The sequence below is a fragment of the Sphingobacterium sp. E70 genome (assembly GCF_019285695.1).
GTDB lineage: Bacteria > Bacteroidota > Bacteroidia > Sphingobacteriales > Sphingobacteriaceae > Sphingobacterium > Sphingobacterium detergens.
In genome coordinates this window covers 6,185,916-6,205,464 of the sequence record NZ_CP079104.1, presented here as the reverse complement: position 1 = coordinate 6,205,464, position 19,549 = coordinate 6,185,916, and the positions used below count along the sequence as shown (strand labels likewise).

Genomic DNA, 19,549 nt, shown 5'->3' with positions numbered 1-19,549 from the left:
AATGATAAAAAACATGCAAATCGTAATGATCACGTTATTAAGCATTCTTTCTTCCTGTAAGCAAGAAGAAAATTATCGTCCTTCAACGGATACTACAATCCAATATCGCATGCCTGAAGAATCGTCGTTGCATGAGGGGACCTGGCTTCAATGGCCACATCAATATCAGTATGGTATTACCTACCGTAGTCAGCTGGAGGCCACTTGGGTCAAGATGACTGAGGCGTTGGTTAGAGGGGAAAAAGTCCATATCATCGCCTATGATGATACCGAAAAAAATAGGATTGCCGCCTTGCTGCGTGATGCAGGAATTTCGCTAAACCGTATTGATTTTAAAGTTTATCCGACAGATGATGTCTGGGTGCGGGATAACGGTCCTATCTATGTGCATGACCAAGCGGGTGAATTGGTGATTCAAGATTGGGGTTTTAATGGATGGGGTGAAAAAGCAGAATTTGAAAACTGTGATCAGGTTCCAGCTAAAATAGCAAAAGACCAAGGGCTTAAGCGCGTTGATCTAAACAAGTTGATGATTAACGAGGGTGGAGCCGTAGAAATAGATGGTAAAGGCACACTGCTCGCGACCAAAAGTGCGATATTGAACAGTAATCGAAACCCTGGCATGACACAGACACAGGCGGAAGCGATCTTTACCAGATATCTGGGGCAACCAATTTTATCTGGTTGGAAGGTAGGGCAGGTCTGGAAATTACGGACATGCATATTGATGGCTTTGCGAGATTTGCCAGTCCGAATATTTTAGTGACGATGGATGCCGAGGATTTGCTCGAATGGGAAGTTCCACAACAGGATATTAACAAACTATATGCAGCAAAAAATAGTGCGGATATCGCTTATCCGATTGTTAAACTTCCGCTAACGCAAAATAATGTGGAAACAACGTATGGTAAAAAATTAGATTATAAAGGCTCATATGTAAACTATTATATCGGAAATACCTGTGTATTGGTGCCTAATTATAATGACCCCAATGATCTTATCGCCAATAAGATTATCCAAAGCCTCTATCCGGGACGAGTCGTCATCGGTATTGATGTCCGAAATCTATACGCGAACGGCGGAATGATTCACTGTGTTACTCAGCAACAACCTCAATAATCTGCTTCGGAGATCTAAATTTAAATTGGAGAATCTGTTGAGACAAATACGAAAGTCCAGATTGGAGATAACACATTTGGGTTGAAGGAATTCTGGTATACAGAAGATGATTTCTTTTCCTTTAAACAGGAGAATATTGATGGGATTATCGGCAATGTCTTCTTTATGGATAAAACCATTGTTATTGATTTTAAAAATAAAAGATTTGGTATTCGAAAGTAGACTGTTGTATTTTAATTCGTTAAATGTATCAGATTGATATCTTATAAAAGCAAAGGCCAGCCCACCAAAAGATGGGCTGGCCTTTATTGGATGGTATAGTCTTCGAAATTTAATTATCAAACTGTTCTTTGCGCTTTCGTTTAAAGGCTGAATATACGATAATGACGCTGATTGTCATTAGAATAAATGCGAGAAAAAAAGGGTGCTCCAGAGAATTTGAATGGGGCATTATCATGTGTAAAAAGTAAAACAGATTGGTCATCATTGGAGGACCTATAATCGATGTCGCACTCATTAAACTGGTTAACGCCCCTGGAGTTCTCCTGTTCATTTGATGGCACATTTTTGGTAATGACAGATTGCAGTGCAGGACCACATATTCCTCCCAGGCAATAAGGGATAAGAAAGACAAACATCATCCAACCCTGATTGGCAAATGCAAACAACAATAATCCAACCGCATAAAATATCAGACCATAATAAATGCTTTTTGCTCACCGAGTTTTGGTGTGGTCCAACGTATTAAGACACCTTGTACCAGACCAATCAAGAGACCGATAACCCCAAGGGAGATACCAACCATCCTTTCTGTCCAATCAAACTTGTACATGGTAAAGAAATTCCAGTTACTCTGTACAGCATGGCCTGCAATATAGATCAGGATTAATGCGACGATCAAGCCAGAAATCTCGGGGTGTTTTCCCAGAAAGCGAAAGGATCCAATGGGGTTAGCGCGCTTCCAGTCAAAAGCCCGTCGCTTATCTTTGTCCAAGCTTTCGGGGAGAATAAAATACCCATACAGAAAATTCAATAGGCATAAGCCTGCCGCAGCATAAAAAGGAACCCGTGCGCCGTAATGTCCAAGTAATCCTCCGATTACGGGGCCAATAATAAAACCCAATCCGAAGGCAGCGCCAATTAATCCAAAATTTTTGGCCCGATCCTCATCGGTAGAAATATCCGCGATATAAGCACTGGCGGTTGTGAAACTTGCTCCGGTCAATCCAGCAATAACCCGTCCCAAGAATAACCAACCTATCGAAGGAGCGAGGGCTAGAAAAATGTAGTCTACTGCAAAACCGAACAAAGAAATCAAAATAATCGGTCTTCGTCCATATTTGTCACTCAGATTACCTACTACAGGTGAGAATATAAACTGTGTGAAAGCATAAGCGAAACCCAGCCAACCACCGTACTTTGCAGCCTCACTGATGTCACTATGGATCAGTTCTTCAATTAATTTGGGAACCACTGGAATGATAATACCCCATCCTGTGATATCAATGAGTAAAGTGATAAATATAAAGCCTATGGCGGCCTTTTTCTTGGAGTTGTCAATCATGGCCTAAAAATAGAAAATTCCTGAAAAAATTCACCTAAATTTTAAAAGGTTAATTTCTGGTAAACTATTGGGCTAATTGGGAAAGTTGGTCGATAAGGCACTGTGCATGTTGTAGTGTCAAATCTACTGGAAAAAATAAGTTGTCTTCCACCTGTTTGCCGCACTTAAATAGTGCGGCAAACAGCATGATGTCGTACGGGAAAGTTACAGGAATTGGCAATAAAACAAAGTTGATTTGCTTCTTGATGTAGTGATGTCGCCAATGCTATTTTATCAGGATCTGAAATAACGACTTCTGGAAACAGGTCAACCTGCACAAATCTGCCACTTGCATCAGGGCTAGTTTCTAATATCGCCTCTGCATTGTCCGTGTACGAAATCACTTCGATGTTATTTTTGGAACAGACATATAGATAAGACATCATATGGCAGGAAACAAGGCTACTCAGTAAAAGATCTTCGGGGTTATATAATGTCGGGTCCCCTTTGAAGGCTTTTGCCGCAGAGACCTGTAAATCTGCTTTACCCTGGATGGAAATCCGATGGCTCTTGTTATATACCTTTGGTAAGGATGTAGATTGTTCTGCTGAAACCAGGTTAAACTGGCCTTAAAATAATGATTGAAACTCATTCTATGAAATAGCGTTTTTTATTAATTTCTACTTGTGTTATCACCTTTATGTCCGAACAAATGAAATATAATCCGTGTTGATCGGATCAAGGCCATTTCTTCTCATTTCTGAGGCGATTTGTGCTCTGTGATAAGTACCATGATTAAATACATGTAAGAGAATGTCTCCAAACGAATTTTGGAACTGTTCATTCTTCGTATTGGTATAGGATATGATTGTTGCAATCTCAGTCGCATCAGCGTAGACCTTTTCCTTAAATCCCGAAGAAGCCAGTTGATGGTAGTGTTCACATGTTAATAAACTATGCTCGTCCCAAACACCTACTGGAGGTTTTTCTCCATTCAGTCGATATAACCATATCAGCTGTGCATTCATTATATGACTGAATAATCGTAAACACACGGAAGGCGTTTTTTCGGCTTCCTGTTTCATTTTCTCGATGAGCATGTTATTCGCCCAATCGTTATATAACCATAATTGTACTAGCGGAGTTGACATCTCGAATGACTTAGTTGTGGTATTAAATATACGTAAGTTAAGTATTTAAAGGTAGGTTGAAGCATAAATTTTATTGCTGTCCGGTAGGTGAAGGCTGTCCGCAAACGAACAATAATCGTCCGAAAGCGGACATGTAACATGATTATTAAATTTCGTAATTCGCTGTATATTAGTTTTTTACTTAAATTGGTAGGCGGATTGATTATGGATTTAATTATGATGAGCAATTATGTCAAGATAGCCTTCCGCAGTCTGATGAGGAGGAAGGGATTTACAGCGATCAACATTATCGGTCTAGCGATCGGTCTGGCTGCGGCGATGTTGATCATGTTATGGGTAGATTCTCAGCTTCATTTTGACAGGGGATATCCAAAAACGGACCGTCTTCATATTATCGGATCTATCGGTAAAACTAATGACGAACGATCCGTTTATTTTGTGAGTCCTGAGCCTTTGGCTGCTGCGGTTAAAGCAGCTGTTCCCGAGGTTAAGCAGACTTGCAGATTAAATAAAACCAGAGGTTTTCTATTTACAGTCAACGAAAAGAAGATGATTGCCGGGAGTGGCGGATTTGTGGATTCGACCTTTATGGATATGTTTCAACTGCCAGTACTGGCAGGGAATATAGAAAAAGCACTAAATGATCCATCAAACATTGTTTTAACCAAAGATCTCGCGCTTTCGCTATTTGGCTCAACAGACAATATTATTGGCAGAAATATTCAGATTGATAGTATTGAACTTGTGCAGGTTGCTGCTATTTTGGATGAAATACCCAGCAATAGTCGATTTGCGGAGTTTCAATATTTTTTTCCTTGGGTATTTTTGGAAAAAATGGGTTTTGCAGATAATAATTGGTATAACAGTTCGGTGTATTCCTTTGTTGAGCTGTTTCCAAATACGAACACGACAGCTGTCCAGCAGAAACTGCAACATATTTCGAAAGCACATGCGGATGTTAAGAACGATAATTTTCTCAAACCTATCGGCGAAAGTTACCTTTACAACAACTACAAAAATGGGGTTGTTGTCGGTGGAAGAATAGACATGGTAAGAATATTTATCTGTATAGCGGTATTTATTCTTTTGATTGCTTGTATCAACTTTGTGAATCTAAGTACTGCGCAGAGCGAAAAAAGAGCTAAAGAGGTTGGGGTCCGAAAAGTTGTCGGTGCACAAAGGAGATCGCTGATCGGACAGTTTTTAACAGAATCTATTGCACTGGCATTGGTGTCAACACTTATTGCTATCATTATCGTAATTCTGCTATTGCCGGAGTTTAGTGATTTAATAGGGCGTAAATTGGCGCTTCCGATTGATCGAGCTTATTTCTTTATAACTATCCTTGCTTTTATTCTTTTAACCGGCTTATTGGCGGGTAGCTATCCTGCATTTTTTCTGTCTTCTTTTCATCCAGTTCGGGTACTGAAAGGAAGGTTTGTTTATATCCGGCAAAAAATAAATCCACGTAAGCTTCTTGTCGTCACTCAATTTGTCATTGCTGTTGTTATGATCGTTAGTACGCTTGTTATCCGAAAACAGATTCAGCATGCTCAGCAGCGTGATGTAGGTTTTGAAAAAGAGAATTTGGTCTATGTCGCTGAGGTGGGAACCATAACACAAAATATCGCATTGATCCGGCAAGCATTACTCGATCAGGAATAGCGACTGCTGTCACCCGGACGATGTCACCAATGACTGAAAGGTGGAGTGGATGGAGTGGGGCATCCTGGGAGGGGAAAGATCCAAATAGCATTATCCCGTTTAATCGGCAGTCGGCAGATGATAGATTGATCGAGACCACTGGGCTAAAACTACTTAAAGGACGTGATTTTGATTTAAAACGTTTTCCCACGGATTCGATGGCTGCGATTATCAATGAAACAGCAGCCAAGGTCATGAAACTTGATCAGCCTATTGGCAGCTATATCATGGATGGTGATGAAAAATTTATTATTATCGGTGTTGTCAAAGACTTTATTCAGGAATCTCCATTTAATCCAGTTACACCAACAGTAATAGAAGGTGCTGCTGCACCTTTAGGCGTTGTTCATATTAAATTCAATCCAAAATTAGCAACTGCAGAAGCATTGAATAGGACGGAGAAAATATTCAAAGAATATAATCCCAATTATCCCTTTGAATATCATTTTTTAGATACTGAATATGCCCGGAAATTTCAGGAGGTACAGCGAACAGGAAATTAGCCAGTATCTTTGCAGCGCTTACCATTTTCATTTCTTGTCTTGGTCTGTTTGGATTGGCGGCTTATATGGCTGAAAGTAGAACAAAAGAAATTAGTATCCGCAAAATTCATGGTGCCTCTATCTTTTCTGTTGTCCGGATGCTATCGAGTGAATTCGTGCTATTGGTTAGTGTCGCCTGTTTGATTGCATTTCCAATTGCGTATTGGGCGATGGATAGTTACATTCAGGAATATGCTTATCGAATTAACATGGGCTGGGAGCTTTTTGCAGCAACAGGAATTTTGGCGATCGGAATTACAATATTAACGGTGGGTTATCAATCCATACGTGCTTCAATGGCTAATCCTGTGGATTGTTTAAGGGATGAATGATAGTTGGAATGATTATCTTTACAGATAATTGATAAATAGGGAATGGATAGTAAAAAGTTTATAGGATCATAGGTTACAATGTACTGTACGTAGTAACCAGTCTTTTGTTATATTATCCATTCGATATGAAGGCGACAGGATTGAGCTTTTGTGCCGTTGGCCTGGCACTGATCAATTTATATTATTTTCTGGAATGGAAGAAAGATGCAAAAAGGGCAGTTTGTACGAAAGTACAAAGCTTTTCATCAACGCTCGTTGAGTAAAGCCACAATAAATTATAAAGAGACATATACTGTAAGTACAAGCGTATTAGCGATGATGATCTTTGGATCAATTATTTGCTTTTCGGCAATTGGTATGTTTTACGAGAAATCAATTTTGGTGTTCTCGTCTTATTTCTTGGTGGGAATTTTCTCCTCGCTCCATTTAACCAGAAAGGAATCATTAAGTTAGCTCCCAACGGATATACATGAGTGATTATCAGTTTGTCTTTATCAATGATATTCAGGAAATTAATTTTAAACGCCATCTTGGAAAGAGTACATGCAAAATGTTGCTGAAGATAAAAGATCCGGCATTGTATGGCTTAAAAGATTCGTATATAGCTGTTCCAATTGGGGGATATGAGACAGGTTGAGCAATTGATTGCCGTCGTGAAAAAGTTATTTTCCAATACACGCATATCCCAGGATATTTAAATGTTCGTTTGATCGAAAAAATTTGTTATTTTTAGTAATTAATTGATTAATAGATCTAAAGGCAAGCTTGATGAGAACTTTTTTATTGTGTTTATCGATATTTTTGCTATTTCCTATTTTGACCTTTGCCCAGAATAATTACGTCATTACAGGTAAAGTAGATCAGTTGAAAGATGGCAGTAGGCTTTTTCTGGTTTATAACAGTGATGGTGTCTCGTTTGTGGATTCCACAGAAACGAAAGGGGGCGCTTTACCTTTAAGGGGCAGCTCACGTATCCGGTTTATTCCGCGCTTTATCTCCATAAAAACCCCTATGTGAACAAGCTACAGCCGAATGAAAAGCTGGATTACTTCCGCTTTTATTTGGAAGCTGCTCAGATGGGGATGAATGCGAAGGATTCACTCAAAAATATTGTATTGAATGGTTCCAAGCTCAATGCGGAAAATGCGGAACTCCTAGAGATGAAAAAAACTGTTGACAATAAATTTGACGCATTAAATAAGGAATTTGCCAAACTTCCACCAGAACAACAGAAAGATTCTGTGATATTTGCTCAGTTTGTCGCTCGGGAAATGAATCTTATGGATGAAAATTACAGTGCCTATCTGGATTTCGCTAAGAGCCATCCCGATTCATACCTCAGCGTAATTGGTTTAAGTTTTGTTGCAGGTCAGGAGAAATTTTATACATCGGCCAAGTCAGCGTTTGATGGTCTTTCGGGTAGACTAAAAGAAAGTCCATTAGGCAAGGTAATTCCGTTGCAGTTGGAAGCCCAGTCCAAGACGAAAGTCGGCCAGCAGGCACCGGATCTAACGCTTAAAAACCCGGAGGGGAAAGCCATCAGGATTTCGGATTTTTCGGGAAAGTATTTACTCTTAGATTTTTGGGCGAGCTGGTGTGGTCCTTGTCGTGCGGAAAATCCCAACCTCGTAAAAGCATATCAAAAATATCATGATAAAGGATTTGAAATATTGGGAATCTCCTGGACGATGCGGCACGGAAAGATGCCTGGGTCGATGCCATAAAAGGAGATAGCCTATTATGGACTCAGGTTTCTGATCTAAAAGGCTGGGACAGCTATGCCGCAAAAATTTATGGAATCAATGGTATTCCTGCCAATTTTCTGCTCGATCCGGAAGGTAAAATAATCGCTCGTAACCTAAGGGCTGAGGATTTACAAAATATGTTGAAAAGGATCTTTGCAGACCTGCCGACTCCGTAAGATAGCTATCTTCCTATCCAAAACATCCCTGTGAATTTGACTTTTATAAAACATGACATTTTGTTCCAAAAATAAGTATGAAAAATTGCCTACAATTGCAAGCGATTTTCTATCTTGCGCCTTTAATTAGAGATCACATGGCTATAAGATATTCGGGCTGTAAGCAGGTTTAACTGAGGGCTGGATGCTTTAAAAATTTATTTTTCAATTGTATCTTATTTTGATACAGCTGGTAGAATAAGCGCGTCAGGTCGTCGGTGAAAGAGCGGACGATTATTTTTGTTTTAGATATTATTCGACTTATTTGATGGATGTTTTTTTGAATTTCTAAATAACCTCACCAATCCAGACTGGATCGTGTCTCATGGAGGTTTATATCTGCTGTTGTTTATTATTTTTTTGCTGAGACAGGTATACTCATTGGCTTTTTCCTTCCCGGAGATCCTATTCTATTCATTGCTGGAATGATTGTTTCCAACATGAGTATTTCACCTTCCGAGCAGGTTCCTACCTTACTTTATTGGATCGTGCTTGTATCGTTGGCTGCAATTTTGGGTAATTTTGTTGGATATTGGTGTGGGAAGGTCTTTGGGAAAAAAATCATGAGCATGGATGACAGTTGGTTTTTCAAAAGAGCTATATCTTCAAAGCACAAGAGTTTTACGAAAAAGGGGCGGAGCTGCTATTGTGCTTGCAAGGTTTCTTCCTATTGTTCGGACTTTTGCACCAATTGTTGCTGGTATTGTTGGGATGGAGTTCAGAAAATTTGTATTGTACAATGTGATTGGTGCAGTTGTCTGGGCGGGGAGCTTGGTTACCCTTGGTTATTTGTTAGGTGAAAACATATGGGTGAAGGAGAATCTGGAGCTTGTTATTATTGTAATCGTTTTGATTGCAACGGCACCAGTCATTATAAAAGCATTTACTTCGAAAGATAAAGCAAAGATTGTCCAATAAAACATTGATCATCTACTGAAATCAATAGGAAGACTAAATGATGTGACAACAATTAAGATGTTGGTCCACTTTGTGGGGTTTGATCCACTATTTGTTTGATTTCATTGCCTTCACTTTTTTATGGTGGTGTCATTGATAAAATTGCGGTACTCTTTAGTTTCCATCCCATAGCCTGCTATTTTGCTCTCGTGATTACTATGGATGCCAAAACCATAGGTTTTTGTCAGCGGGGATGCACGTAGACAGGCATGTCCTTTGAAAAGAATATATTCCTGACCTCTTTATAATCCGATTCATTAAGCGCGTTACGGTCTGCATAGATCTGAAAAAGCAATTCATCGGAAGTATATCGGTATGGAAATTGTGTGATTAGCTCATATTGCATTTCGGCTATTGTCTTTTTATTTCTTATAGGCGGAACTGTTCCTTTGGACACTTGTGTATCCTCAGCGACTTCAATAAATGTGTCAATATAGTTGGTGGAATGAAATTTCATGTGTTATTTTTTTTAGGCGTATTGTCACAATAATTCAAGAAATAAGATGGGAGCAAAATAGGTATTCCTATGGATTTGTCAAAAGTTTTTAAGGAAATTATTATCTGTATTATTACTAATTTCATCTGTGTTTTAAACATTTTTTTTACGAAAAAGAAATGTTTTGCAGTATTTTTCTTAGCTTTACAGAAATTATTACGCAGCACCCTACAGTATACCTATCATAAGTGGCTACTAATCAACAGATTATTAGCCATTTTTCTTTAGTGTGGTATAGGGCACCTATGATTATTCCATTTGCTTATTCCTGAGCTAATATAGCATAAAGTAACATTTGGTTATTTTAACTCCTTTTGCTGTTCAAATTTATAACAATAATTTATAATATTCCTTGTTTTGAGAAAATTTATTGTTCAGTATATGCTCGCTGTGTTATTTTCTTATGGGAATGAAAAAAATAGTAGCTATAGTTACAAAGGTCAAACCCGTTATTTTTTTTTGTATGAAAATTGGCTTAGAAGGACTATAATAGGTGTTTTTATTATTTTTTTAATTTTGACATACAAGGAAAATTTATTTGTTTATATTTGTACATCATTGAGACTTTCTTACTTGTTCAGCTTTAATGCTTGATCCGAGTAAAGTTTTGTATGGGCATATTTCCATATAGAAATGTAATTATGATATGTATACTGTAGGTAGGTGTATAATTTAACAGTGGTAGCTGTAGGGGCTACCCCTGTTGTTTTCTATAGCAGTCTCGTAGGGATAATGTTATAAACTGTTTTATATCTTCATGGAGTGTCTCAGCTATTCTTCATGCTGTTACTTACGCTGCAAGCCGGTTTTTATAGATCGGTCTTTTTGGGGCGTTTTAAATATTTCATCAAAAATTTCTTGCAAATGGTTTACTGTTCAGATGAGCGGTCTGTTTTTTACTTTATATTTATGGTATTATTATGAATACCTAAAAAAATATCTATGGAAATTAACGAACACATTGATTTTGCGACAGCAAGTTTCAAAGAATTTGAGAATATTGCTGGTTTTGATATGATGGATACTGCAAAGTATTTCCATTCCTATATCAATTACATGAAAGAAAATCAACATCTTAACTTTAGATTTGTAACACAGGGATGTGGGCCTACTGCTATCGTAAGTTCACCATTTTTAGAGCAACCAACCGAATGCATAAGTCTTGTGTCAAATGATTATCTTAATTTTTCCCAACATCCAAAAGTAAAAGCAGCGGCCATAGCTGGAATAGAGAAATATGGCACAGGGGCTGGAGCCTCACCTTTAATAGGGGGCACCATGAATATCATGTTGCGTTGGAGGAGAAGATTTGTAAATTTTTCAACCGACCAGAGGGATCGAGTATCGTTTTTACCACCGGATATACAGCAAACAGTTCTACTTTATTAAGTTTGTTGAAACAGGAGGATTGTGCTATTGTCGATATGGAAGTACATGCAAGTGTTTATGAGGGCTTATTAAATACCAATGTGAAACGCTTTCCACATAACAGTATGATTCACCTTGAAAGGGCATTGGCAGACGCAGAAAATAAGTTCAGAACCAAGTTGGTTATCATTGATGGAGTATATTCCCAAAATGGAGATTTAGCGACAATGGATGAAATTTATACGTTAACCAGGAAGTATGGTGCCTATTTAATGGTGGATGATGCGCATGGAATAGGTGTAATGGGCGAGAATGGAAGGGGGCCATTGAAGCCTATAATCTTCTGGATAAAGTAGATATTATAGCTGGTACTTTGAGCAAAGCGTTTGGTCATATTGGAGGTTTTATAGTTTCGTCGCCAGAAATCATTAATTACCTTCGTTATCAATCGAGGCAGCAGGTATTTTCCTCTACATCGACCCCCGCAAGTTTCGGTTTATTGAAAGCTATTGATTTAATTGATGAAGAGCCTTATTGGCGAACAAGGCTCAGTGATAATGTGACTTATTTTAAGGCGGGATTGCTATCTCTGGGTGTTGATATTGGCACATCCTCGTCCCCAATTATTCCGATAAAGATCGGTGATCCAATTCGAACCGCTCAGATCTCGCGCATGTTATTGCAAAACGGTGTTTATGCAAATTGCATTGTCTATCCCGGAGTGGCGAAAAAAGATGCCCGTATCCGCACAAGCCTGATGGCCACACATACAAAGGAACATTTGGATAAGGTCTTAAATACATTGGAAGATATCAGTAAGGTTGTAAGTTTGAAAAAATCAAGATAAATTAATCTTATAATATTTAATTATTTATTATATTGATCTGAATCCTTATTTTTAGGCATTCAGATCAATAGCATATCAATAACACATGCGTAAAACTTATAAGGGAGAAAAGAATGATAAAGAACGCACCATGAACAAACTTGTTTTGTCTGTTGGTAAGGTTCTTCGCGATAAAGGGTATACGGGCTTAACAATTGCCAATATTTCTAAAACGGCAGGTGTTGACAGGAAGCTCATTTCACTTTATTTTGGCTCCGTTGACAATTTAGTTGAAACATACATCAGGAGTAAGGACTACTGGGTGTCTGCTACGCTGGGTGCTGTTGAATATTTTGGTACTGCTCCAACCGAGGGGTCAAAGGGCTTTCTTGAATCGTTGTTACTGAATCAAATGGATAGCTTTCTGGAGAATACCGAAATGCAAAAAGCAGTTCTTTGGCAGATCAGTGAAAAGTCTGAGATTATGTCGCAAATCACGAGGGAGCGGGAGAAGATGAGTGCTTTGTTTTTTGCCTTTGCCGATAAGGAAATGGAAGGTAAAGATGTTGATTTGCGGGCTATAAGTAGTATTTTGACTGCGGGGATCTATTACTTGGTGTTACACTCAATAAATACGGAAAGTACTTTTTGTGAAATTGAGCTTAACGCGGATGGTTTAGACAGAATCCGCAATGCGGTCAGAACAATACTCTCCTGGGCTTATGGAGAGAACGAAAAAAACCGGTCGAAGTTTGACGAAAGGATTGATGGCGCACTATGCCAATCTGTCAATTATAACAAAGGAAATCAGCTGATTAACACTGATATTGTCATACAGGTATCAATATTCTATTTAAAGGATCGTCCAATTGGTCATCACCATTTTTTGGCATATCATTCGCCTGTTTAGATTTAAACGATTCGAAACATGGCGAAGAGATTATTGCTCATATTAATGTTGTTTGTGATTGCTGATGCTTATTTCTTTCAAGCATTTACGACCATTATCCATACTCCATTTTTACATAAGATTTATTGGTATTTAGATGTATTGTTGCTTATTGGGGTGTTTACCCTGATTTTCTCCGGCAACAGGGTAAAGATATTCAGCGACTGGCGGCAGGTCTGGTCACTTCTTTTTAATTGTATTTATCCCAAAATTGCCGGCCTTTCCAATCTTATTGGCTGAGGATTTGGTACGGCTATTACAGGGATTTCCCCCACGAAGTATTTATATAAGTGAATTTGTGCTTGCACTGGCTTTACTGATTGTTTTAATTATTGTTTTTGGCCTCACCAGAGGGCGGCATTTATATCGGGTAAGGGAGGAAGTCCTAAGCTTTCCGGATCTGCCAGATGCATTTGATGGATTTAAGATTACACAGATTTCGGATATTCATTCCGGAAGCTTATCTGATGTTTATGGAGTCCGAAAGGGTATCGCACTGGCGAATGCGCAGGATAGTGATCTTCTGCTGTTTACCGGAGACCTTGTCAATAACAAAGCGGCTGAGATGGAATCCTGGATTTCAGATTTCACTTCGCTAAAGGCCCCGTTTGGTAAATTTTCTGTACTCGGAAATCACGATTATGGAGATTATACGCACTGGGATAGTGCTGAATTAAAGGCATCTAATCTTATTAGGTTGAAGGAGATTCATCGGGAAATGGGATTTAAGCTGTTGATGAATGAATCTATTGCCATTCAAAAGAATGGGGCTAGCATCGCATTGATCGGGGTGGAAAACTGGGGAAAGGGTGGTTTTCATCAATATGGAGACCTGAGCAAAGCGACGTCGGATCTGGCGACGGACTCTTTTAACATATTGATGTCGCACGATCCTTCTCATTGGGATCATGTCACTTTAGATCATGAAAAACATGTACATCTTACATTGGCCGGGCATACGCACGGGATGCAATTTGGTATAGAGCTGTTCGGATTTAAATGGAGCCCGATAAAATATTTCTATGAACAGTGGGCTGGATTATATCAAAAAAAAGGGAAATACTTGTATGTCAACCGTGGCTTTGGCTATCATGGACTCAAGGGTAGGATAGGTATATGGCCGGAGATTACCGTCATCACGTTGAAAAAATCTATTTCATAATCTTTGGATGGCGCCAGGATGATACCGTTCGGATGTCAGGCTTATTTTTCATATCTATTTTTAACGATATAAATAGATCAGGTTGGGCAATATTTTTTTGTTTCGAAGATTAATTTTATTATATTTAGTTAGCGTAGCTTGGTCTAAAAAAGATGGTAAGCTAGTGCTATTAGTATTAACCAATTGCATCAAATTAAACAAAAGAAGAATATCCATTGCTTGACATACTATAGGTAAAAATGAACAAGCGGATTGTCATATAGATCCAGGGATGGATGCGTTCGATAGTTAATTAGATTTATAAACCAATTATTTAATTTGAGGTATGGCACACAAAGTAGTTTCCCTTATTTTGGGAGGGGTAGAGGGTCTCGACTTTATCCATTGACACAACAGCGCTCTAAGCCGGCTGTTCCTATTGCTGGGAAATATCGATTGGTCGATATTCCTATTTCGAATTGTTTAAATTCTGGATATAATAAGATATTCGTTTTAACACAGTTCAATTCAGCTTCTTTGAATACGCACATCAAAAACGCTTATAATTTCAGCATTTTCAGTAAAGGTTTTGTTGACATTTTGGCTGCTGAACAAACGAACGAGGGAGATCGATGGTTTCAGGGAACAGCTGATGCCGTGAGACGTACACATAAGCACCTATTGAATGTTGACTACGATTATGTATTGGTTTTATCGGGCGACCAGCTCTATCAAATGGACTATTCTGCTTTGGTAGACTTTCATGTGCAGAACGGCGGGCACATCACAATTGCAACCATTCCTGTCAATGTAGCCGATGCGACTGGGTTTGGCATTCTCAAAGCCAATGAGGCAAATGTAATTACAGCGTTCACCGAAAAACCCAATAAAGAGGAGGTCTTGAATTGGTCTTCAGAAGTCTCCAGTGAGATGGCCAAATGTGGGCGGAATTATCTGGCATCGATGGGGATTTATGTTTTTTCAAAAGGTGTTTTGCTCAATTTACTGCTTGCCAATCCAGGTATGGACTTTGGGAAGGAAATACTACCAGATGCGATCAACAAGTACAAAGTACTGAGTTACCAGTTCGATGGCTATTGGACAGATATTGGAACGATAAAATCATTTTTCGATGCCAATATTGGATTGACTGCAGATGTTCCTGATTTTAATTTGTTCGATGAAACTGTATTTACGAGAGCGCGTATGTTACCTCCGTCTAAGGTTTCGGGAACAACACTCAATAATACGGTTATTGCTGATGGCTGTATCCTCAATGCAGATAAGCTCGAACGTTCTGTGATCGGTATACGTTCCCGTATTGGTGAGGGACAGTAATTAAATCAACCTACATGATGGGATCAGATCATTACGAACAACTTGAGGAAGTCATTGAATTGGGGAATACCCAAAACCGCCACCTGTTGGTGTGGGGAGCGTTGTTATATTGAAAATGCTATTTTGGATAAAAATTGCAGGATAGGAAATGATGTCAGAATAAAAGGAGGACCACATCTGGAGGATGGCGATTTTCAGACACATGCAATCTGCGATGGCATCGTTGTTGTAAAGAAAAATGCCGTAATCTCGAATGGTGTAAGTATAGGCTGCTAGCTATTTTCAGACATAAAGTAGTAAAGGACTAGGACTGTATGCGCCTGGTCTTTTATTGAATTGTTTGCCTGATCCGAATTTGCACTAACATTTATACAATTCTAGCGCAAGTTGTCATCAATACGATCACACATAGTATCAATAAAACGATGACTGTTGTAGTATAAGGGGTTCTTCTCATGATTTTTTTATTTATTACTTATAAATTTAATTTCGCAAAAGTCATGCCCATTATAGTAACCTCAATCCTGCTCGTTGAAACTGTAGTTTTAAATCTACAACCGATTGGTTTTATTGGTTTTGTGCGAAATATTTAAAATCTATTTAGGCTAGACGGTAGCTTTCAAAAATACGCATTTTACTCCCTTATTATTTCTTAATAATCAATATAGTTGTAAAATCTCTATAAGCATCACTGCGGAAAATGCTATTGTCAAAGTATCCTGTGACGATAATTCTAAAATTTCAGTCATGCGATAAGATAAGATAAGATAAGATAAGATAAGATAAGATGGTCCGAATTAAAAAGGAATTCGCTCGGACAAGAGTTGAGATTCATAAGTTATTTATACTAATTGGATTGTATAAAATGTTGTTCAAATAATTGCCAAAGACTATTTACAAGGCATGAATTGGTGCGTTTTTTGTTCGGTCTGACATTTAAAATATTTATATCAATATGAAATCTTTTTATTTAGGGATGGCAACATTAAGTGTCGGATTAGCGCTTATGGCGCGTCATAATACTGCTTCTGGCAATCAACAAGCTGTTCATTCTTTTGGAAACGTGCGGGTTAATTCTGATTCGACAAAAGTCGAGAATCTGGTGAAGGAATTGAAGAAGCTTAAACCTATTCCTAAGGCCGATTTCGAAGCAAAGTTTAAAAAAGAGATCAACGGTTTTAAACTGACCGAAGCTCAGGCATTTGAAGACCAAGAAACGGGCTCCTTTGCCTCGGCCAACTATGCAAAGGATGGGGGAATATTTATCTCATGATAACAGATGGTGCGGACCTGGATCGGAGCAGGTGAAAGCTAATTTATTGAATTATTTAGAACTGAAAGACATTTATACACCGGAAGACAAGTCAGCAGTTAAAAATTATAAGGGCTGGTTAGTCTCATTTGACTGGAGTATGTTCGAAAATGATGGCTTGACGAGTATACAATACTTAGAGGGCAATCGTTATGCTGTTGTTGCTTCGGCAAACCAGGTTCCGATAGAAGAACTTGAAAATTTTTTGAACAGTTTTAGTTTATAAAAATAAAACAAAGAGCGCCCTAGCTTATTCCGTAATCCAAGGAATAGGTTGGGGCTCTTTGTTTTTCTGTGAATCATGAAACTTGAAATAGATTAATAGCAGGAAAAATTATCCGTTTTTTATTTTATTATTTCTTATTTTCGGCACGATATTAATCAGCAGAATAGTTGACGGAAATTGGATGTTTTTCTTGCTTTTTCGTTGGCTGGCATAGTTATTTCACTTTATAAAACTACAATGTTTAAGCTAAAAAATTATCTAAAGATAACTCAATTCGTGTTATTGATGAGTGTTCTTAATTTTTTATTTTCCATCTCCCTTTCTTTTCCTTTGTTTTTAAAAATATTGATTATAAAAGCCTGAATGGCATTGTTCTGGTCCTAAGCTTAGTGATCTTAATGTTGGTCTTAAACGCCTTTGTACTCTATTTAATATTTTTTCTATCACGTCTAGTTGGCAAAATCTTGCTGATCTTCTTTTTCATCGGCAGTTCTATCGCGGTTTACTTTATCAATACCTATAGTGTCATCATAGATGAAACGATGGTGGGGAATATCCTCAATACCAATTACTCGGAGTCGAGTAGTTTTTTCTCGATTAAACTAATTTTATATGTCGTTTTATTGGGTATCCTGCCTAGTATATATATTGCGAAAGTGAAAATAGAGAATGTGAAATTAAAGCGTTTTCTTATTACTTCTGCGCTCAGCCTATTGTTTATAATCATACTGATTTTTGCGAATGCGAGTAATTGGTTATGGATCGATAAAAATTCAAAGACTTTAGGCGGGCTAGCGATGCCTTGGTCTTATACGGTAAACTTCACACGTTTTTATATTCATCAGCAGCAGGAAAATAAAAAGGAAATCTTACTTCCTGATGCCAAAATAATGGATAACAAAAAGGCCGTTGTTGTTTTGGTAATAGGTGAATCTGCAAGAAGTCAGAATTTTTCGTTATACGGTTATAAGAAAAATACAAATCCCTTACTATCCAAGATCCCGAATCTACATCATTTTGAAGCGACCTCCTGTTCCACTTATACAACCGCGGGTGTGAAATGTATTTTGGAACATAAAAATAGCGGGATTTATATGAAATATTACCAAATTATCTGTTCAGGAATGATGTTGATGTTGTCTGGAGAACTTCCAACTGGGGCGAACCTCCGGTCCACATCAAGGATTACAAAAAAACAGAACAGCTAACATCGAATTGCCAAGGGGAGGGCTGTAGCTATGATGAGGCTCTTCTGGCGGGATTAAAAGAGCAGATACTAGCCAGTAAAAAGGATAAAATATTTATTGTGTTACACACAAGTACTAGCCATGGACCGACTTATAGCAAAAAATATCCGGCGCAATTTGAAATGTTTAAGCCTGTTTGTAATAGTGTAGAGCTGGGGAAATGTTCTAAGGAGGAACTTGTCAACGCTTATGACAATACAATTGTGTATACAGATTATATTTTAAACCGCTTGATAGAAGATTTAAAAGAATTGAAGCAATACCAAAGTGCGATGCTTTTTGTATCTGATCATGGTGAATCTTTAGGTGAAAACAATTTATATATGCATGGACTACCAATGAGTATCGCACCTAAAGAGCAATATGATATTCCTTTTATCGTTTGGGTTTCTGATCCAGCGAAAGAGCTAAAACCCAATAAAATATTGACCCAGAACCATGTATTTCACAGTGTTCTGAACTTCTTAAATATACAGAGTCCTATTTATGATGAAAGTATGGACATCTTTAAATAGTATACAGAAACCAATGGGAATCGTTTACGAGAGGAGCTGTATACGGTTGTTTATTGGTGAGCGGGTTTGTAATATAGAATTGTAGCACCGCCAGCAAAGGTTTTTGTCTTTAGGTATGTCAGCTGTATTTTTCTGTTTATGTTGTTGAACAATGGTAAGCCATTTCCAGCAATAACGGATGAATACAAATTTGATACTCGTCTATAAGGTCGCTGTTTGTTAATGCGACAATTAGACTAGGACTACCTATCAAAATATCTTTGCCCGGTAACTGTTTAAGTGCCTGAAGTTCGTCAACGATAGTTCGGTTTGCCAGCCTTGCACTGTCCCAATCCAGATTTTTTAGTGTTTGCGAAAAGACGACTTTTGGTATCGTGTTCATGACATGCGCAAATTCGTCTGAGGATTTATTACCACTGGAGGTTGTCAAGAAGGCCCGCCAATATTCCATAAGCTGATAAGTTATTCTACCATATAATATTGTATCAGACTCACGCAATAAGTCTGTATAATGCTGATGAATTTCATCATCTGGAAGCATTAAAGTATGATCACAAAAGCCGTCTAGGCTCATATTAATCGCTGCAATTACTTTTCTCATAGCGCGCATAATATTTCTATGCATTGAATTTACGAAAAAGTAAGGGACGGTTGACCTTAGAGAGAAAATAATAGGAGCTACTAAACTCATTACTGAAGATTGAGATAGACAGGCTCTTTATGAGAAATTGGGGGCTATTCGTCTATAATAGTTAAGTTACTGATTACTTCGAAAGTTGACACATGGTAATCATCTCCAAAAAATAATCCATTGATATAATGT

The 19,549-nt window shown here is 38.1% G+C and carries 24 protein-coding genes and 2 pseudogenes; 20 read left to right on the top strand and 6 right to left on the bottom strand.

Annotation, left to right across the window (positions count from 1 at the left end; all coding sequences use genetic code 11):
• Position 1: 1 nt before the first annotated feature.
• A pseudogene (locus KUH03_RS50105) lies at positions 2-1,119 on the top strand (agmatine/peptidylarginine deiminase).
• Positions 1,120-1,200: 81 nt separating this feature from the next.
• Positions 1,201-1,341 carry a hypothetical protein gene (locus KUH03_RS44390; protein ID WP_257090905.1) on the top strand — a complete coding sequence of 47 codons (141 nt, stop codon included), beginning with the start codon at positions 1,201-1,203 and terminating at the stop codon, positions 1,339-1,341.
• A gap of 140 nt (positions 1,342-1,481) precedes the next feature.
• On the opposite strand, the gene KUH03_RS44385 is transcribed toward KUH03_RS44390, so the two are convergent.
• The 4 genes from KUH03_RS44385 to KUH03_RS44370 form a co-directional block, all read right to left on the bottom strand.
• A complete protein-coding gene (locus KUH03_RS44385) occupies positions 1,482-1,790 on the bottom strand; it encodes a hypothetical protein (protein WP_257090904.1) in 309 nt (102 codons plus the stop codon).
• Between the two features lie 20 nt (positions 1,791-1,810).
• Positions 1,811-2,683 carry a TCR/Tet family MFS transporter gene (locus tag KUH03_RS44380; protein WP_257090903.1) on the bottom strand — a complete coding sequence of 291 codons (873 nt, stop codon included), beginning with the start codon at positions 2,681-2,683 and terminating at the stop codon, positions 1,811-1,813.
• A 164-nt stretch (positions 2,684-2,847) separates the two neighbouring features.
• Complete coding sequence (locus KUH03_RS44375; protein WP_257097915.1) at positions 2,848-3,216, bottom strand: OsmC family protein; 369 nt, start codon at positions 3,214-3,216, stop codon at positions 2,848-2,850.
• Between the two features lie 144 nt (positions 3,217-3,360).
• Positions 3,361-3,813, bottom strand: a complete 453-nt coding sequence (locus tag KUH03_RS44370; protein ID WP_257090902.1) for a DinB family protein — start codon at positions 3,811-3,813, stop codon at positions 3,361-3,363.
• 204 nt (positions 3,814-4,017) lie between these two features.
• Here KUH03_RS44370 and KUH03_RS44365 point away from each other — a divergent pair, with 204 nt between their 5' ends.
• The 6 genes from KUH03_RS44365 (at position 4,018) to KUH03_RS44335 (ending at position 9,269) form a co-directional block, all read left to right on the top strand.
• Complete coding sequence (locus tag KUH03_RS44365) at positions 4,018-5,478, top strand: ABC transporter permease (RefSeq protein WP_257090901.1); 1,461 nt, start codon at positions 4,018-4,020, stop codon at positions 5,476-5,478.
• Between the two features lie 20 nt (positions 5,479-5,498).
• A complete protein-coding gene (locus tag KUH03_RS44360) occupies positions 5,499-6,020 on the top strand; it encodes a hypothetical protein (protein WP_257090900.1) in 522 nt (173 codons plus the stop codon).
• 65 nt (positions 6,021-6,085) lie between these two features.
• Positions 6,086-6,391, top strand: coding sequence for an ABC transporter permease (locus tag KUH03_RS44355; RefSeq protein ID WP_257090899.1), 306 nt, complete (start codon positions 6,086-6,088; stop codon positions 6,389-6,391).
• 768 nt (positions 6,392-7,159) lie between these two features.
• Positions 7,160-7,408, top strand: coding sequence for a DUF4369 domain-containing protein (locus tag KUH03_RS44350; RefSeq protein ID WP_257090898.1), 249 nt, complete (start codon positions 7,160-7,162; stop codon positions 7,406-7,408).
• Positions 7,405-8,115 (top strand): redoxin domain-containing protein, encoded by a 711-nt coding sequence (locus tag KUH03_RS44340; RefSeq protein WP_373564594.1) that lies wholly within the window; start codon positions 7,405-7,407, stop codon positions 8,113-8,115. The genes KUH03_RS44350 and KUH03_RS44340 overlap by 4 nt, the downstream gene beginning before the upstream one ends.
• A gap of 809 nt (positions 8,116-8,924) precedes the next feature.
• Positions 8,925-9,269, top strand: a complete 345-nt coding sequence (locus tag KUH03_RS44335) for a DedA family protein (protein ID WP_257090897.1) — start codon at positions 8,925-8,927, stop codon at positions 9,267-9,269.
• Positions 9,270-9,379: 110 nt separating this feature from the next.
• On the opposite strand, the pseudogene KUH03_RS44330 reads toward KUH03_RS44335, so the two are convergent.
• A pseudogene (locus KUH03_RS44330) lies at positions 9,380-9,765 on the bottom strand (DUF6157 family protein).
• A 981-nt stretch (positions 9,766-10,746) separates the two neighbouring features.
• Here KUH03_RS44330 and KUH03_RS44325 point away from each other — a divergent pair.
• The 12 genes from KUH03_RS44325 to KUH03_RS44275 all read left to right on the top strand — a co-directional run bounded on the left by KUH03_RS44325 (position 10,747) and on the right by KUH03_RS44275 (position 18,726).
• Entirely contained in the window at positions 10,747-11,193 is a 447-nt protein-coding gene (locus tag KUH03_RS44325) for a hypothetical protein (RefSeq protein ID WP_257098104.1), read from the top strand.
• The gene (locus KUH03_RS44320; RefSeq protein ID WP_257090896.1) at positions 11,100-11,528 is read left to right on the top strand and encodes an aminotransferase class I/II-fold pyridoxal phosphate-dependent enzyme; all 429 of its coding nucleotides are present in this window, start codon (positions 11,100-11,102) and stop codon (positions 11,526-11,528) included. Before KUH03_RS44325 ends, KUH03_RS44320 begins: the two co-directional genes overlap by 94 nt.
• A gap of 17 nt (positions 11,529-11,545) precedes the next feature.
• Positions 11,546-12,019, top strand: coding sequence for an aminotransferase class I/II-fold pyridoxal phosphate-dependent enzyme (locus tag KUH03_RS44315; protein WP_257090895.1), 474 nt, complete (start codon positions 11,546-11,548; stop codon positions 12,017-12,019).
• Positions 12,020-12,104: 85 nt separating this feature from the next.
• On the top strand, positions 12,105-12,908 hold the full coding sequence (locus KUH03_RS44310; RefSeq protein WP_257090894.1) for a TetR/AcrR family transcriptional regulator: 804 nt from the start codon (positions 12,105-12,107) through the stop codon (positions 12,906-12,908).
• 18 nt (positions 12,909-12,926) lie between these two features.
• Positions 12,927-13,187, top strand: a complete 261-nt coding sequence (locus KUH03_RS44305; RefSeq protein ID WP_257090893.1) for a hypothetical protein — start codon at positions 12,927-12,929, stop codon at positions 13,185-13,187.
• Between the two features lie 58 nt (positions 13,188-13,245).
• Complete coding sequence (locus KUH03_RS44300) at positions 13,246-14,109, top strand: metallophosphoesterase (protein ID WP_257090892.1); 864 nt, start codon at positions 13,246-13,248, stop codon at positions 14,107-14,109.
• Positions 14,110-14,427: 318 nt separating this feature from the next.
• The gene (locus tag KUH03_RS44295; protein WP_306429369.1) at positions 14,428-15,426 is read left to right on the top strand and encodes a sugar phosphate nucleotidyltransferase; all 999 of its coding nucleotides are present in this window, start codon (positions 14,428-14,430) and stop codon (positions 15,424-15,426) included.
• A 42-nt stretch (positions 15,427-15,468) separates the two neighbouring features.
• The gene (locus KUH03_RS47705; protein ID WP_306429368.1) at positions 15,469-15,702 is read left to right on the top strand and encodes a hypothetical protein; all 234 of its coding nucleotides are present in this window, start codon (positions 15,469-15,471) and stop codon (positions 15,700-15,702) included.
• A gap of 679 nt (positions 15,703-16,381) precedes the next feature.
• On the top strand, positions 16,382-16,699 hold the full coding sequence (locus KUH03_RS44290) for a hypothetical protein (RefSeq protein WP_257090891.1): 318 nt from the start codon (positions 16,382-16,384) through the stop codon (positions 16,697-16,699).
• A 31-nt stretch (positions 16,700-16,730) separates the two neighbouring features.
• The gene (locus tag KUH03_RS44285) at positions 16,731-16,964 is read left to right on the top strand and encodes a hypothetical protein (protein WP_257090890.1); all 234 of its coding nucleotides are present in this window, start codon (positions 16,731-16,733) and stop codon (positions 16,962-16,964) included.
• A 464-nt stretch (positions 16,965-17,428) separates the two neighbouring features.
• Positions 17,429-18,172, top strand: a complete 744-nt coding sequence (locus KUH03_RS44280) for a phosphoethanolamine transferase domain-containing protein (protein ID WP_257090889.1) — start codon at positions 17,429-17,431, stop codon at positions 18,170-18,172.
• The gene (locus KUH03_RS44275; protein WP_306429902.1) at positions 18,064-18,726 is read left to right on the top strand and encodes a sulfatase-like hydrolase/transferase; all 663 of its coding nucleotides are present in this window, start codon (positions 18,064-18,066) and stop codon (positions 18,724-18,726) included. The genes KUH03_RS44280 and KUH03_RS44275 overlap by 109 nt, the downstream gene beginning before the upstream one ends.
• Positions 18,727-18,862: 136 nt before the next feature.
• On the opposite strand, the gene KUH03_RS44270 is transcribed toward KUH03_RS44275, so the two are convergent.
• The gene (locus tag KUH03_RS44270) at positions 18,863-19,300 is read right to left on the bottom strand and encodes a dihydrofolate reductase family protein (protein WP_257090888.1); all 438 of its coding nucleotides are present in this window, start codon (positions 19,298-19,300) and stop codon (positions 18,863-18,865) included.
• Positions 19,301-19,549: the final 249 nt, after the last annotated feature.